The organism is uncultured Muribaculum sp. (assembly GCF_910583865.1).
Classification (GTDB): Bacteria; Bacteroidota; Bacteroidia; order Bacteroidales; family Muribaculaceae; genus Muribaculum.
Window position 1 is genome coordinate 33,504 of the sequence record NZ_CAJTYX010000016.1, and the last position, 14,749, is coordinate 48,252.

13 protein-coding genes and 1 pseudogene are annotated in these 14,749 nt (G+C 52.5%); 10 read left to right on the top strand and 4 right to left on the bottom strand.

The window, feature by feature from the left end; all coding sequences use genetic code 11:
• Positions 1-97 precede the first annotated feature (97 nt).
• On the top strand, positions 98-1,294 hold the full coding sequence (locus tag QZ303_RS05235) for a MalY/PatB family protein (RefSeq protein WP_295730117.1): 1,197 nt from the start codon (positions 98-100) through the stop codon (positions 1,292-1,294).
• A gap of 428 nt (positions 1,295-1,722) precedes the next feature.
• Here QZ303_RS05235 and QZ303_RS05240 read toward each other — a convergent pair whose 3' ends face one another.
• A complete protein-coding gene (locus tag QZ303_RS05240) occupies positions 1,723-3,009 on the bottom strand; it encodes an O-acetylhomoserine aminocarboxypropyltransferase/cysteine synthase family protein (RefSeq protein WP_295730202.1) in 1,287 nt (428 codons plus the stop codon).
• Positions 3,010-3,161: 152 nt separating this feature from the next.
• Between QZ303_RS05240 and QZ303_RS05245 the strand changes: the two genes are divergently transcribed.
• Both QZ303_RS05245 and recA read left to right on the top strand, forming a co-directional pair.
• On the top strand, positions 3,162-3,638 hold the full coding sequence (locus QZ303_RS05245; RefSeq protein ID WP_295730205.1) for an Lrp/AsnC family transcriptional regulator: 477 nt from the start codon (positions 3,162-3,164) through the stop codon (positions 3,636-3,638).
• Positions 3,639-3,754: 116 nt separating this feature from the next.
• Positions 3,755-4,804, top strand: a pseudogene (recA, locus tag QZ303_RS05250) (recombinase RecA); the annotation flags it as partial.
• Between the two features lie 342 nt (positions 4,805-5,146).
• On the opposite strand, the gene QZ303_RS05255 reads toward recA, so the two are convergent.
• Entirely contained in the window at positions 5,147-5,515 is a 369-nt protein-coding gene (locus tag QZ303_RS05255) for a hypothetical protein (RefSeq protein WP_295730119.1), read from the bottom strand.
• Between the two features lie 148 nt (positions 5,516-5,663).
• On the opposite strand from QZ303_RS05255, the gene QZ303_RS05260 reads away from it, so the two are divergent.
• The 4 genes from QZ303_RS05260 to QZ303_RS05275 all read left to right on the top strand — a co-directional run bounded on the left by QZ303_RS05260 (position 5,664) and on the right by QZ303_RS05275 (position 9,370).
• Positions 5,664-7,193 carry a GH3 auxin-responsive promoter family protein gene (locus QZ303_RS05260; protein WP_295730122.1) on the top strand — a complete coding sequence of 510 codons (1,530 nt, stop codon included), beginning with the start codon at positions 5,664-5,666 and terminating at the stop codon, positions 7,191-7,193.
• A 27-nt stretch (positions 7,194-7,220) separates the two neighbouring features.
• The gene (locus QZ303_RS05265; RefSeq protein WP_295730125.1) at positions 7,221-7,844 is read left to right on the top strand and encodes an HAD family phosphatase; all 624 of its coding nucleotides are present in this window, start codon (positions 7,221-7,223) and stop codon (positions 7,842-7,844) included.
• Between the two features lie 227 nt (positions 7,845-8,071).
• Complete coding sequence (gene upp / locus QZ303_RS05270; protein ID WP_295730128.1) at positions 8,072-8,725, top strand: uracil phosphoribosyltransferase; 654 nt, start codon at positions 8,072-8,074, stop codon at positions 8,723-8,725.
• 54 nt (positions 8,726-8,779) lie between these two features.
• Positions 8,780-9,370 carry a methyltransferase domain-containing protein gene (locus tag QZ303_RS05275; RefSeq protein WP_295730131.1) on the top strand — a complete coding sequence of 197 codons (591 nt, stop codon included), beginning with the start codon at positions 8,780-8,782 and terminating at the stop codon, positions 9,368-9,370.
• A 15-nt stretch (positions 9,371-9,385) separates the two neighbouring features.
• Here the strand turns inward: QZ303_RS05275 and QZ303_RS05280 are convergent, their stop codons facing one another.
• Both QZ303_RS05280 and gap read right to left on the bottom strand, forming a co-directional pair.
• Positions 9,386-10,390, bottom strand: a complete 1,005-nt coding sequence (locus QZ303_RS05280; RefSeq protein ID WP_295730133.1) for an acyltransferase — start codon at positions 10,388-10,390, stop codon at positions 9,386-9,388.
• A 269-nt stretch (positions 10,391-10,659) separates the two neighbouring features.
• The gene (gene gap / locus QZ303_RS05285) at positions 10,660-11,670 is read right to left on the bottom strand and encodes a type I glyceraldehyde-3-phosphate dehydrogenase (RefSeq protein ID WP_295730136.1); all 1,011 of its coding nucleotides are present in this window, start codon (positions 11,668-11,670) and stop codon (positions 10,660-10,662) included.
• A 254-nt stretch (positions 11,671-11,924) separates the two neighbouring features.
• Here gap and mscL point away from each other — a divergent pair, with 254 nt between their 5' ends.
• The 3 genes from mscL (at position 11,925) to QZ303_RS05300 (ending at position 14,696) form a co-directional block, all read left to right on the top strand.
• Positions 11,925-12,380 carry a large-conductance mechanosensitive channel protein MscL gene (gene mscL, locus QZ303_RS05290; protein ID WP_295730139.1) on the top strand — a complete coding sequence of 152 codons (456 nt, stop codon included), beginning with the start codon at positions 11,925-11,927 and terminating at the stop codon, positions 12,378-12,380.
• A 26-nt stretch (positions 12,381-12,406) separates the two neighbouring features.
• Positions 12,407-13,615 (top strand): saccharopine dehydrogenase family protein, encoded by a 1,209-nt coding sequence (locus QZ303_RS05295; RefSeq protein WP_295730142.1) that lies wholly within the window; start codon positions 12,407-12,409, stop codon positions 13,613-13,615.
• A 109-nt stretch (positions 13,616-13,724) separates the two neighbouring features.
• Positions 13,725-14,696 (top strand): glycosyltransferase family 4 protein, encoded by a 972-nt coding sequence (locus QZ303_RS05300; RefSeq protein WP_295730145.1) that lies wholly within the window; start codon positions 13,725-13,727, stop codon positions 14,694-14,696.
• Positions 14,697-14,749: the final 53 nt, after the last annotated feature.

Genomic DNA, 14,749 nt, shown 5'->3' on the forward strand with positions numbered 1-14,749 from the left:
TAGTTTACAAATTTAGCGTATTTACACAAAAGTTGGCACAAAAAAGTGCTATATTTGCGCAAAATATGGCCTACACCCTCTTAGAAAGCAATCACCAATGGGAAAATACGATTTTGACAAAGTAATAGACCGCCATGGTTCGGGAGCGCTCAAGGTTGACGCATTAAGTGAATTTTTCGGTCGCCAAGACCTCAAGGGACTCTGGGTGGCCGACATGGACTTCGCCGTGTCACCACGCATACAGGAAGTACTTGTCGAACGCATGCGCCATCCTATTTACGGCTATGGAGCGGTGAGTCCGACCTATTGGCAATCAATCACCGACTGGCTGTGGCACCGCCATGGATGGCAGGTGTCGCGCGAGGAACTTACCTATATCCCCGGCGTGGTGAAAGGGATAGCCTATGCCGTCAACTTCTTCTCGCGTCCGGGAGACAAAATCGTGATACAGCCGCCCGTCTACCACCCGTTCAAGATGGTAATCGAAGGGAACGGCCGTGTAGTGGCCAACAATCCGCTCATCTGTCGCGGAGACTCTTATGAAATGGACATCGACGGACTCGAACACATCTTCGCCGAAGAGCATCCGACGATGATGATACTCTGCAATCCTCACAATCCCATAGGCATACAGTGGGACGAGGACACTCTGCGACGCGTGGGCGAACTTGCCTGCCGCTACGGAGTGACTGTGGTCAGCGACGAAATCCATGGCGACCTCGTCCTATACGGCAAGCCCCACTACCCGTTCGCATCGGTCAGCGAAGAGGCCGCACGTGTGGCCGTCACTCTCGGCGCGCCATCAAAGACATTCAACATCGCCGGCCTGGTCAGCTCCTGGGTGGTGGTGAAAAACAAGAAACTGCGTGAGCCGTTCTACGCATGGCTCGCCGCCAACGAGTTCGATTCGCCCACATTCATCGCCACCATCGCCACCGAGGCGGCCTACCGCTACGGCGAGGACTGGCTCGACGAGTGCCTTGCCTACATCGAGGGTTCAATCGACGAGACAGCGGCCATTATTTCCGACACAATGCCGGGGTTGAGGATGATACGTCCGGCGGCGTCTTTCCTGGCATGGCTCGACTGCCGAGGACTCGGACTCGACCACGATTCCCTGCAAGACCTGTTTATCAACAAGGCGCACCTTGCCCTCAACGATGGAGCCATGTTCGGCACGGAAGGCACGGGATTCATGCGTCTCAATCTCGGCTCCCCTCGATGCATCATCCGTGAAGCCCTCTCCTCGCTCGCCCTATCACTGGCACCAGTCCACGCCGACCGCCGGCCATGAAAGGCAAACAACGGGTAGACAAGGGCAGGCGTCCCCTGACACAGCATTCCACAATCCATAGTGAGCCAAGCGATTTTACTGGCATATTTACGTAGTTTTCACAGTTTTTATGGCGTGGAATTTGGCGGATAGATTAATTTGACATAAATTTGCCCGTTGAATGAAAAATCAATCACTTGTGCGGCCTACATTCACGCACATGATTTTTCCAATGATTTTGATTATATCCCAAATCTCCACTTTTAATAATCGTTTCGATAACTGGAAAGCGCCGGGCCTGTGAAGGTCCGGCGCTTTCGCAGATTATTCAACAAAGTCAAGTGTCATATCCCCATTGGTAAATCAGTATATAACGATGTAATTGGAAAAACTTATTCATACGTAGCTTAAAGAGTAAGCGTACGGGCATCAATCACGCGCCTGCGGTCTCACACTTTTGCAAGAGCTTGTTCGATATCGGCGATAAGATCGTCGACATGTTCGGTACCTATCGAGAGGCGCACGGTGCCGGGATATATCGACTGTTCGGCCATCTGCTCCTCGGTGAGTTGGGAGTGGGTGGTGGTGGCAGGATGTATCACCAGACTCTTCACGTCGGCGACATTGGCAAGAAGCGAGAAAATTTCAAGGGAGTCTATAAACCTGTGCGCCTCGGCCACATCTCCGTCGATCTCGAAGGTGAATATCGAGCCTGCGCCATGCGGGAACAGCTTTCCATACAACTCATGGTCCGGATGCGACGGAAGCGACGGATGGTTCACCTTCTTTACCTTTGGATGCGCGTCGAGATACTTCACAATCTTCAAAGCGTTCTCCACATGGCGCTCTACGCGCAATGAAAGGGTCTCGAGCCCCTGAAGAAGCAGAAACGCGTTGAACGGGCTTATGGCCGCACCGGTGTCGCGCAGAATCACCGCCCTTACGCGTGCCACGAACGCATTCTGTCCGGCTACCTCGGTGAACACGGCGCCATGATAACTCGGGTCAGGCTGCGAGAGCTGGGGAAATTTCCCCGAAGCGGCCCAATCGAAGCGGCCTGAATCAACGATCACTCCACCGAGCGAGGAGCCGTGGCCACCGATAAATTTGGTGGCGCTGTGTATCACTATATCCGCTCCGTGCTCGATGGGACGGATAAGATACGGCGTGCCGAAAGTGTTGTCGATGACCAGCGGTATGCCGTGGTTATGAGCCACATCGGCGATGGCACGAATATCTATGCAGTTGCAGTTCGGATTGCCGAGGGTCTCGATATATAGTGCTTTGGTCTCGGGTCGTATAGCCTTTTCGAAATTGGCGGAATCGGACGGGTCAACAAATGTGGTAGTTATTCCATAGGTCGGAAACGTGTTATCCAGCAGATTGTACGAGCCGCCGTAGATGGTGTTGGCCGACACGATATGATCGCCCTTGCCGGCAAGTCCGAGTATAGTGTAAGTCACGGCAGCCGCTCCGCTCGCCACAGCCAGTGCGGCCGAGCCGCCTTCAAGGGCTGCCATACGCTCCTCAAGCACACCTTGGGTGGAGTTGGTCAGTCTACCGTAGATATTTCCGGAATCTTTCAGGCTGAAACGGTCGGCGGCGTGCTGAGAGTTGCGGAATACATAGCTCGTGGTCTGGTATATAGGTACTGCACGCGCATCAGTAGCCGGATCAGGTTCTTCCTGGCCCACATGCAACTGTAGAGTCTCGAAATGCAGTTTTTTATTATCAATTGCCATAATCGTATTTGTTTTCTGCAAATTTAGCAATACAAGAAATAATCAGAAGAATACTATGCGTATTTTAGAACATTTGACTATTTTTGCAAAACACGCCGGAACAAACGTTACTATCACACAGAAACTGACCTGCCATGGCAGAACAAATGACACCATATCGCCCGGAACAGCTCGACGATATCGATATCGACATCCTACGCGCCTTGCAGAACGACGCACGCCTTTCCACACGGCAGCTTGCCGCAAAGGTGCACCGCTCCCCCACACCCGTGTTTGAGCGTGTCAAGCGTATGGAAGCGGAAGGCTACATAAGGCGATATCTTGCCGTGCTTGATGCCGACAAGCTCGGGCGAGGATTCGTGGTGTTCTGCCAGGTGAAGCTCAGGCAGATAAACCGCGACATAGCTTCCGACTTCGTGAGGCTCGTGCAGTCACTCCCGGAGGTCACGGAATGCTACAATGTCAGCGGTGCCTTTGACTATCTGCTGAAGATACACGCTCCCTCAATGACCGAATACCGCGACTTCGTGCTCAACAAACTCGGCGCCTTCGACCTTGTAGGATCCATCGAATCGACATTTGTAATGTCGGAAATAAAACACGATTATGGCATTCCGCTTTGATGGCATACGCCCCCGGCAAATGGTATTATGGTTATTTAACTTTAGTGTGTCGCGACTCTGCACACATCATTCCTTATCTTTGCATTATCAATCGAAAACAATCAACATTACATAAAATGGCACCAACCGACAAAACCAAGAAAACAGCCGCCAAGAAAAAAGGCGACACCTCCGCCGACCCGAAACAGGCAAAACTGAGCGCCTTGACAGCCGCCATGGAGCGCATAGAGAAAGCTTACGGGCGTGGAGCGATTATGAAACTCGGCGATGACAACATCACCGATGTCGATGTAATCCCGACCGGCTCGATAAGCCTCAATTTCGCCCTCGGAGTGGGAGGATTCCCGCGCGGACGAATCACCGAAATCTACGGACCCGAATCGTCAGGAAAGACCACACTCGCCCTCCACGCCATCGCCGAAGCCCAGAAGAAAGGCGGCATAGCCGCACTGATTGACGCGGAGCATGCGTTCGACCGCTTCTACGCGGCCAAGCTTGGAGTGGATGTCGACAACCTGCTCATCTCACAGCCCGACACCGGCGAGCAGGCCCTTGAAATAGTAGAGCAACTCATCCGCTCGTCGGCAATCGACATAATCGTGGTCGATTCCGTAGCAGCATTGACACCCAAAGCCGAAATTGAAGGTGACATGGGCGACCGCAACGTAGGACTCCAGGCAAGACTGATGTCGCAGGCAATGCGCAAACTCACAGGAGCTATCGCACGCACTAACACATGCTGTATATTCATCAACCAGCTACGTGCGGCCATCGGAGGAATGGGGTTCGGCCCGGCAGAAACGACTACCGGCGGCAACGCATTGAAGTTCTATGCATCAGTGCGTATCGACATCCGTCCCTCATCGACACTCAAGGACAAGAAAGAACAGCCAATAGGCCGACATGCAAAGGTGAAGATAGCAAAAAACAAAGTGGCTCCTCCATTCAAGCGCGCCGAGTTCGACATAATGTTCGGCGAAGGCATATCACGCACGGGCGAGATAGTCGACCTTGGAGTGGAGTACGACATAATAAAGAAAAGCGGCTCATGGTTCAGCTACAACGGCGACAAACTCGCCCAGGGACGTGACGCCGTCAAACAGCTGCTCTCGGACAACCCCGAACTTTTCGAAGAGCTTGAGGCAAAGATCACCGAGGCCATAAAGGGCGATCCGGAAGGCGGTGCTCCCAAGAAAGCTAAGCTCTCGCTGAAGAAAGACGCCGATGAAAAGGATACCGACAACGATGACTTCGACCGCGACGACAACGAAGAAGAAGGACGCCAGGCCGACCTTGACCTCGACGATTTCCCCGACGAGGATTTCTCTATCGACGATGACGCACGCGACTGATACGCCATAACTACTCGATCCGGCTGCGACAAAATCGTCCGACGAGCCAGACCAAGCCAGACCGGTCCTACTTGTCTGACCGGCCCTGACTCACAGAAACAGCTTATCCCTACATGAAACTACGACGGTATGCCGAAAAATCGGCATACCGTCGTTTTATTGCTTCCAATATACGGTAGTATAGCCCGTACCGGTATTGTAGAGCTGTAGACATCCGTTGGGAGCGAACGACCAGTTGAAGTTCCACACCGTTCCATCGTAGAAGTACACGCCGAGCCATCCGCTGCCGGCGCTCCACGTGAAATCGTAGTCGTAACCGTCGGCACGCTCGAACTCTCCACTTCCGTCGCCGTAAAAATCAAAATATGTGTCGGTCTCCGGACTATACCATTCCCCGCACAACGGGGAACTGGAGGAATCATAGTAATCGTCATCGTCACTATCGCACGATGACACGCAAAGAGCCACAACCGCAAGAAGCATCCCAATAAACCAAGGCCTGCGCGCTTTAAACATCTCTATCATAGGTATATCAGTATTTAGTTGTCAGGTAAAAGGCCGGTCGCGCCACCATGATACGCTATAGGCTTGCCCTACAAATCAACCGGTGCGACCGTATAGATTTAACAAATTTCCATTAACTTTGTTGTAAAGTTAACAAAACGACCCGCCGATGCACATTACACGACTTCTCCGACCGATATTCCTCCGTCGAGTGGATGCGTGGCGCCGCAACTCTGTGGTGCCCAGGGATGTGCAGACAGGCGAACTGCGTCAGCTCATCGGAAGCGCAAGGTCGACCTACATCGGCGAGACCTATGACTTCGGCAGCATACGCTCATATGACGACTTCGCGGCACGCGTGCCGGTGAGCGACTACACGTCGTTGCGCCCGCTTGTCGAGCGCATGATTGCCGGCGAACGCGACATACTCTGGCCAGGTGTCGTGCGAAACTTCGCCCAATCGTCAGGCACATCCGACGGCAAAAGCAAATATATCCCCGTCACACCCGAAGGATTGCGCCACAACCATTACCAGGGAGGATTTGATGTTGTGGCCCATTACCTCGCATCCAACCCCGACAGCCGTATATTTTCCGGGAAGGCGTTCATACTCGGGGGCAGCTTCGCCAACGAATTGCAGCTGCCACCCGGCGTTAAGGTCGGCGACCTCTCGGCAAACCTTATCGACAACATAAACCCGCTCGCCAACATGGTGCGCATACCATCAAAGCGCATCGCATTGATGGCCGACTGGAGTCAAAAACTGCCGCGACTGGTTGAAACCGCCATGAAATGCGACGTCACCAACATCTCCGGCGTACCGTCGTGGTTCCTGACCGTGATAAAGGAGATCGTCAGACGGAGCGGTGCCGAATCCATACATCAGGTGTGGCCCAATCTTGAAGTATTTTTCCATGGCGGCATATCTTTCAATCCATACAGAGAACAATATGACCGCCTTACAGACCGCGAGAAAATGCACTATCTGGAAAGCTACAACGCTTCGGAAGGCTTCTTCGCCCTACAGACCGACCCGCTGCGCCATGTCATGTCGATGCTCCTCGACATAGGTGTGTTCTTCGAGTTCATCCCGCTCGACCAGACCGGCGAGCCGTTTCCAGAGGCTGCCACAGCATGGACCGTCGAGGAAGGAGAGACGTATGCACTCGCCATCACCTCCTGCAACGGCCTATGGAGATATGCCATCGGCGACACCGTACGCATCGAACGCCGCTATCCTCTCGAAATCACCATAGCCGGACGTACCAAGAGCTTCATAAACGCATTCGGCGAGGAGCTGATGGTATACAACGCCGAGGCCGCCATCGCCGCGACATGCTCGCGGCTGGGATGCGCGGTAGCAAACTATACTGCCGCACCGGTCTATGCCGACGACCACTCGCACGGAAGGCACCAATGGCTTGTGGAATTCACCACCCCTCCACAGTCGATGGAAGAATTCGCAGAGGTGCTCGACAAGGCGCTCCAGACCGAGAACTCCGACTACCAGGCCAAACGCGCCGGTGGGATATTCCTTGACCGGGCGGAGGTAATCACGGCGACACCGGGAGTATTCGACCGCTGGCTGGGACTTACCGGCAAACTCGGAGGGCAGCGCAAAGTGCCCCGCCTATGCAACGACCGGAAAATCATGGACAGGCTTCTCGCCCTAAACGACAATCAACAATCTGAAATATAACCATATTACGACAGACAACATACAGATATGATACGCAACCTGCTTTTCGATCTCGGCGGAGTGATTATGAATATCGACCGTAACCGCTGCGTGGAAGCCTTCAAGGAACTCGGGATGGACGACATCGAGGATTTCCTCGGCGACTATGGACAGAAAGGGGCTTTCGGAGCATTGGAGCAAGGACTCGTCACCCCTGCCGAGTGGCGCTCCGAAGTACGACGCCACATACTCACCGAAGTGACCGATGCACAGATCGACGCGGCATTCAACCGCTTCCTTCTCGACATCCCGGTCAGACGGCTTGAGGCCTTGCGGCAACTGCGCAAGCACTACAGGCTATACCTCCTGAGCAACACCAACGAAGTGATGTGGAACTCTAAGATAAAAGAGGAGTTTACCAATGAAGGGCTGACCATCGACGATTACTTCGACGGCGTCGTGACCTCGTTCGAGTCCAAAGTGATGAAACCCGACCATGCCATATTCCGCAAAGTAGCCGACGACTTCGGCATCAAGCCCGAAGAAACCATATTCTTCGACGATTCCCTCGCCAACTGCAAGAGCGCCTCACAGCTCGGCTTCAACTATATCCACGTGACCCCTGGTTCTGAATTCCATACCCTCCTCGACAAAAGCACCAAGAAAGACTAAGAGGGTGTTTCATAACATGAACTGATTTAAACTTATTACAAATTAACATTCAGAGGCTGTTTGCGAGGCGATTTTGAGCTTTTCAAGGGAGCGATGGGGTTCCATCGTGACCGAGAAAAAAGAAGAAATCGGCCGGAAACAGGCCTGAAGGTTAACGGCAAGGTTTACATCAGTTCCGGGTTTAATATTTTGTAATAAGTTTAAATCAGTTCCATATCAGAATATCAATGAAAATCGTAAACTTCGCCGACTATCCATCGGTGATAAGCCAATACATGATGGAGCTGCGCAATGTGGCCGTGCAGGGCGACATGCTGCGCTTCCGCCGCAACCTCCAGCGCATGGGCGAAATCATGGCATTCGAGATCAGCCGCACGTTCCGCTACCGGAAGGAAACCATCGATACCCCGCTCGCCCAATGCAAATGCGACGTCATCGACACACAGGTAGTGCTCGGAACGATATTCCGCGCAGGCATTCCATTCCACCAGGGATTCCTCGACGTGCTCGACACGGCGGAAAACGCATTCGTTTCGGCCTACCGCAAATACCGCGAGAAGGAGGACTTCGACGTGTTCATCGAATACCTTGCCTCTCCGCGTCTCGACGGCAAGACCCTCATCCTTGTCGACCCGATGCTTGCTACCGGCAAATCGATGGAACTCAGCTACCGGGCGCTGCTCACAAAAGGGACTCCGGCGCATGTCCATATCGCTTCCGTAATAGCATCACAGGCTGCTGTCGACTACGTTAAGGAGCACTTCCCTTCCGACTCCACCACACTATGGGTAGGAGCTGTCGATCCAGAGATAAACGCCCACAGCTACATCGTGCCCGGACTGGGCGACGCCGGCGACCTCGCCTACGGGTGCAAAGACTGAACAAACACAGGCATTACGAGGTTAGGATATTGAACAACAATATCCACCGTGCCCATGAATGCTTCAGAACTACGTAGCCGCCTGCTCCGCACTCGCGACGAGATAATAGAGAACAATCCGGACGCCATACGCCCCATCATCGAACAGCTCGGCATAAAGCCCGACAACATCGTGCTTGATGCGGCCACCGGCACGGGACAACTTCTGCCATATATCATAAGAGAGATTTCCGGCTCCGGATGGGTAGACGCATACGACTCCTCATGCGGACTTCTCGAACAGACCGCAGCCGCCCATGCATCAAGCGGGAAAGCACGCTTCATTCTCGGAGACGTAGAACACGATGCCATATTCGGAGCCTACGACGCCGTGGTCATATTCTGTATGCTCCCCACGTTTGATGATCCGGTGTCAACGGTAAAACACTTATACGACGACCACCTTATGCCCGGCGGGCACCTCGTGATCGGATTCCCATGCTCCAAGGAAGTGATAAACTCTCTTCACGACGATGTGGGAGAGAAAAGACATGCCCGCTATCTCGACTCTGCCGAGGAACTGTCGTCACGCCTGAGCGAAGCCGGACTCAACGTGGCATACACCCGCGACGACGACAGCGCCTATATCATCACCCTCCGTAAATAACCGTACCAAACAGGATTATTTCAAACCGAATCCCCATCTCAGCCAAGCCGGCTTCAGCCTCGAAGCGGCACGGCTCATCACAACCCCGCATAAAAGCGCCAGCAGGCAGCTCACAACATAGAACGGCAATTGCATCCACGCGGCATGCACGTGTCGCCATACCATAAGTTCAACCATCATTTGAGGGAATATGCCGACAAGGAATATCTGAAAAGAATGGTCGCGGAATGAAGAAAACAAGTGCGGAAAACGAGTAAGCCTGCTCCCCCAGCCAAACGTCATTAGGATGCCTAACGATGCGGTGACCAACGGAGGCATAGATCCAACCATGAAACACACAAGATATAGGGCGGTTATCGCAATCGTAGCCCACAGATGCCTCGCAAAGAAATCTATCAGGTCATATTTGAAAAACAGTATCCCTCCGACGAAATAGAATGCGTATTGTGTCACTCCCGCCAGATTCAGCCATCCTTTCACATTAAAATGCATGTCGAAAAGAAATGGAAGGAGTGTCATCCCGAGCAGAAGCCACTCGCTCCACGGCCTACGGAGCATGATTTTGTAGACGGGATACATGAACATAAGCCACATGAGCGTGCCGACGAACCACAATTCCTTCAAAGGACCGTCGGCAGGATTGAAAAACGCCGAGAAGAAGCCTCCGACACTCAGGTCAAGACCGCTCTTTGTCATACCGGCCACCGGAATCTTCACAACAAAACCTATCACAGTAAAAGCCACGAATGGAACGAGGAGACGCTTCAGTTTGTCCTTATACAAGTCAATAGTACCCCACCCTTTGCGCAGGCGCGTGAAATACAACAAGCCGCCGGACACAAACATGAACAGAGGCATATGGAACGAATAGCAGAATCTATTAATCCAGGTTGACATCGGATACATCTCCCCCTCCACTCCGGAATATGTGAATGCGTTGACATGTCCTATCACCACAAGAAGTATGGCCCACCCCTGTATGATCGAGAGCCATAGTATTTTATCTGACGGCTTAACCATAAAATATGCATATATGCCCGACAAAGATACGAATAAGTCGAGAGCAAAAGCAAATTTTATTTGATTTTGCCGAGCGTGAGTATCTAAGACGTAGTCAAAGATACGGATAAGTCGAGAGCAAAAGCAAATTCCATTTGATTTTTACCGAGCGTGAGTATCTACAGCGCAGCCAAGCATACGGACTAACCGCTTGTTCGCAAAAAAGAGGCTTCCGCCAACCCCGGTAAGGACTGACGGAAGCCGATGCTTTATAAATGATTGGGGGCTTATTAGCCGTTTACCTTCTTCATGTGGGCAATGAGGTCGAGCACCTTGTTGGAGTAGCCGATCTCGTTGTCGTACCAGGAGATAACCTTAACGAAGGTCGGGGTCAGCTGGATACCGGCAGCCTTGTCGAAGATAGAAGTGCGGGTGTCGCCGAGGAAGTCGCTGGAAACGACCGCGTCCTCAGTGTAGCCGAGGATACCCTTCAGCTCGCCTTCGCTGGCTTCCTTCATGGCAGCGCAGATTTCGTCGTAGGTAGCGGGCTTCTCAAGGTTGACGGTGAGGTCGACAACGGAAACGTCGAGGGTGGGGACACGCATCGACATGCCGGTGAGCTTGCCGTTGAGTTCGGGGATAACCTTACCTACAGCCTTTGCAGCTCCGGTGGAAGAGGGGATGATGTTGCCGGAAGCGGCACGGCCACCACGCCAGTCCTTCATGGAGGGACCGTCTACAGTTTTCTGGGTAGCGGTGGTAGAGTGAACTGTGGTCATGAGGCCTTCCTTTACGCCGAACTTGTCGTGGAGAACCTTGGTGATAGGAGCGAGACAGTTGGTGGTGCAGGAAGCGTTCGAAACGAACTGTGTGCCCTTGACATACTTGTCGAGGTTGACGCCGCATACGAACATGGGGGTGTCGTCCTTGGAAGGAGCCGACATAACTACATACTTGGCACCGGCTTCGATGTGGGCCTGAGCTTTCTCCTTGGTAAGGAAAAGACCGGTAGACTCAACAACGTACTCAGCCTCTACTGCGCCCCAAGCGATTTCTGCGGGGTTCTTGCAGGCGGTAACGCGGATAGCCTTGCCGTTAACGATGAGAAGGCTCTTCTCCATGTCATAGTCAACTGTACCGTCGAACTTGCCGTGCATGGTGTCATACTTAAGCATGTATGCCATGTAATCAACGGGAAGGAGGTCGTTGATGGCTACAACCTCGATGTCGTCACGCTTGGTAGAGGCACGGAACACGAAACGTCCGATACGGCCGAAGCCGTTAATACCGATTTTAGTCATAGTAATTCAATAAATTATTGGGTTATGTTCTTGTTGTATCTGCCTTTGCAAAAGAAGCGGAGCTTTCCACCTCTTTCACACCGCAAAAGTAATAAATATTTTTCATTCACAACAATCTATATTTCCAAAATAAAAGAAAAATTTCCTTAATCATCGGCCTTCTGTCGGCCGCATGACATTTTTTGAACCTTGGGGACGATTATTCCGTTAATTTTCGTAGTTTTGCACTAATTTTTCATCCTTACAAAATCAATATGGGAAAGTTTCTCACAGAATTCAAGGAGTTTGCCATGAAAGGCAATGTCATTGACATGGCTGTCGGCGTGATCGTCGGCGGCGCTTTCGGCAAGATCGTGACCTCGCTCGTCAATGACGTGATAATGCCGCTCGTAGGTATAGCCACAGGCGGAGTCAATTTCAAGGACCACAAGATACTGCTGAAAGCAGCTGAGACGGCAGCCGACGGCACGGTAATCAATCCCGAAGTGGTGCTGACATGGGGTGTATTCGTGCAGTCGATAGTCGACTTCCTCATCATAGCGTTCTGCATCTTCATGGCCATACGCTGGATGAACAAGCTCAAGAACGCCACCAAGAAGGCCGAAGAAGCAGCTCCCGAACCAGCTCCGGCACCGGAACCGACCAAGGAAGAGCAGCTTCTCACTGAAATCCGCGACCTCCTCAAGGCGCATGAAGGCGGCAAGAAATGAAAATCCAACAAAATTAGATACACCTGATGTCAAAAGTCGTAATCATCGGCTGCGGTGGCGTAGGCACCGTCGTAGCCTACAAATGCGCACAGAATCCCGACGTATTCACTGAAATCGTGCTCGCATCGCGCACAAAGAGCAAGTGTGACGCCCTCGCTGCAAAGATCGGCGCGCCAAATATCACAACCGACCGTGTGGATGCCGACGACGTGGACGATATCGTGGCCCTCTTCGAGCGCCACAAGCCGCGCCTGGTCATCAACGTTGCGCTCCCCTATCAGGATCTCGCCATCATGGAGGCATGTCTGAAATGTGGAGTAAACTACCTCGACACGGCCAACTACGAGCCTAAGGACGTAGCCCACTTCGAATACTCATGGCAGTGGGCCTACCGCGAGCGCTTCGAGAAAGCCGGACTGACGGCAATACTCGGCTGCGGATTTGATCCGGGAGTGTCGGGAGTGTTCACGGCCTATGCCGCAAAGCACTATTTCTCCGAGATGGAATATCTCGACATCGTCGACTGCAACGCCGGCGACCACGGAAAGGCTTTCGCCACCAACTTCAACCCTGAAATCAACATACGCGAAATCACGCAGAACGGCCGCTACTATCAGGAAGGCGAATGGAAGGTGACCAAACCGCTTGAGATCCACGCGCCGCTCACCTACCCCAACATCGGCCCGCGCGACTCCTACCTGCTCTACCACGAGGAGCTTGAAAGCCTTGTGGCCAATTTCCCCACCATCAAGCGCGCACGCTTCTGGATGACGTTCGGGCAGGAATACCTGACCCATCTGCGCGTAATCCAGAACATAGGCATGGCGCGCATCGACGAAGTGGACTACAACGGCACCAAGATCATCCCGCTCCAGTTCCTGAAAGCAGTCCTCCCCAATCCCCAGGACCTCGGCGAGAACTACCACGGCGAGACCTCCATCGGCTGCCGCATAGCCGGCAAGGACAAGAATGGCAAGCCGCTGACATATTACATATACAACAACTGCAGCCACGAAGCTGCCTACCGCGAGACCGGCATGCAGGCCGTGAGCTACACAACCGGTGTTCCCGCCATGGCCGGCGCCATGATGTTCCTCACCGGACAATGGGACATGCCTGGCGTGCACAATGTCGAGGAGTTCGATCCCGATCCCTTCCTCGCCGTCATCGCCGCCCAGGGACTCCCCTGGCACGAAGTCCTCAACGGCGACCTCGAGGTCGACAAAATCGACTGACCTGCGGCACCATCCGAATCAATTTTTATCATGAAGAGGATGGAAATAATCCATCCTCTTCATGTATTTTAATTCACATATCGGTTCTCCTCGTCCTAAAGCATAGAGTATGGAGTATTTCCTAATAGATACCCCGGGAGACACATATTATCCCCGCCCCAAAGGCAGTATTCTGCTCAACTCGCCGACCTCATCGAGAAAACCGATCACTTGGCTGGCGGGTGCATGGCATGCTGTCAACAGAACAAAGAAATCTGATCTATTGATCTGCTATCTCGACATACAAGGAATACTATGCTGGTGGCTTTCGCACCTTACCTTACGCAAACGCAAAATTGTAGCCATAAACCTGCTCCTCAAGGACAAGCCTACCATAAAAAACAGAATCGCCACATGGATATACCGGCGCGCACTGTCATCACCGGATTTTCATGCGACCGTTACCTCAAAAGAGTATGGAACCTGGCTCAACAAAAAATTCAAGCGAGATTTCAACTACTACCATCTACCGGACCTATATGTTTATGAAAACTTATCCGAGGCATGCGCCGCATACGGCACTTCGCCGAATACGGTGTTTTGCGGAGGACGCAATGGCCGCGACTGGCATACAATGCTCGAAATAGCACGCAATATGCCTGACACGACCTTTACAATCGTGTTTCCGGATCATATCTTGAATTCGCTGAACCAGCGAATTCCTCAGAATGTACGTGCTCTGCACGACATACCATATGAAAGTTTTATCCAAGAGATGGCTGCGGCCCGCATAGTCTGCCTGCCTCTCGACACGGAGGCTCCGGCAGGACTGATTGTGATATTCCAGGCCGCAGCCTTGGGAAAACCGGTAATAACGTCCGATACAGTGACAACAAGAGCTTATATAACTCCCGATATGACAAATGCCACATTGGTTGACGGAACCAACCCCACCAAATGGATCTCGTCAATACAAGAGATGATGGCGCGAGTTCCATCGGAAATCAACAAGGTTCCACTAGGCGAATCCCTCAAGCCACATTGCGATAAAGAAGCCTACCTACACCACCTCAAAAAACTCGTATCATTATATAAGCCTTAAATCCAATCCATTAACCACTGTAACAGTCAATCAAGCAGCGCAAGCAAAAACCG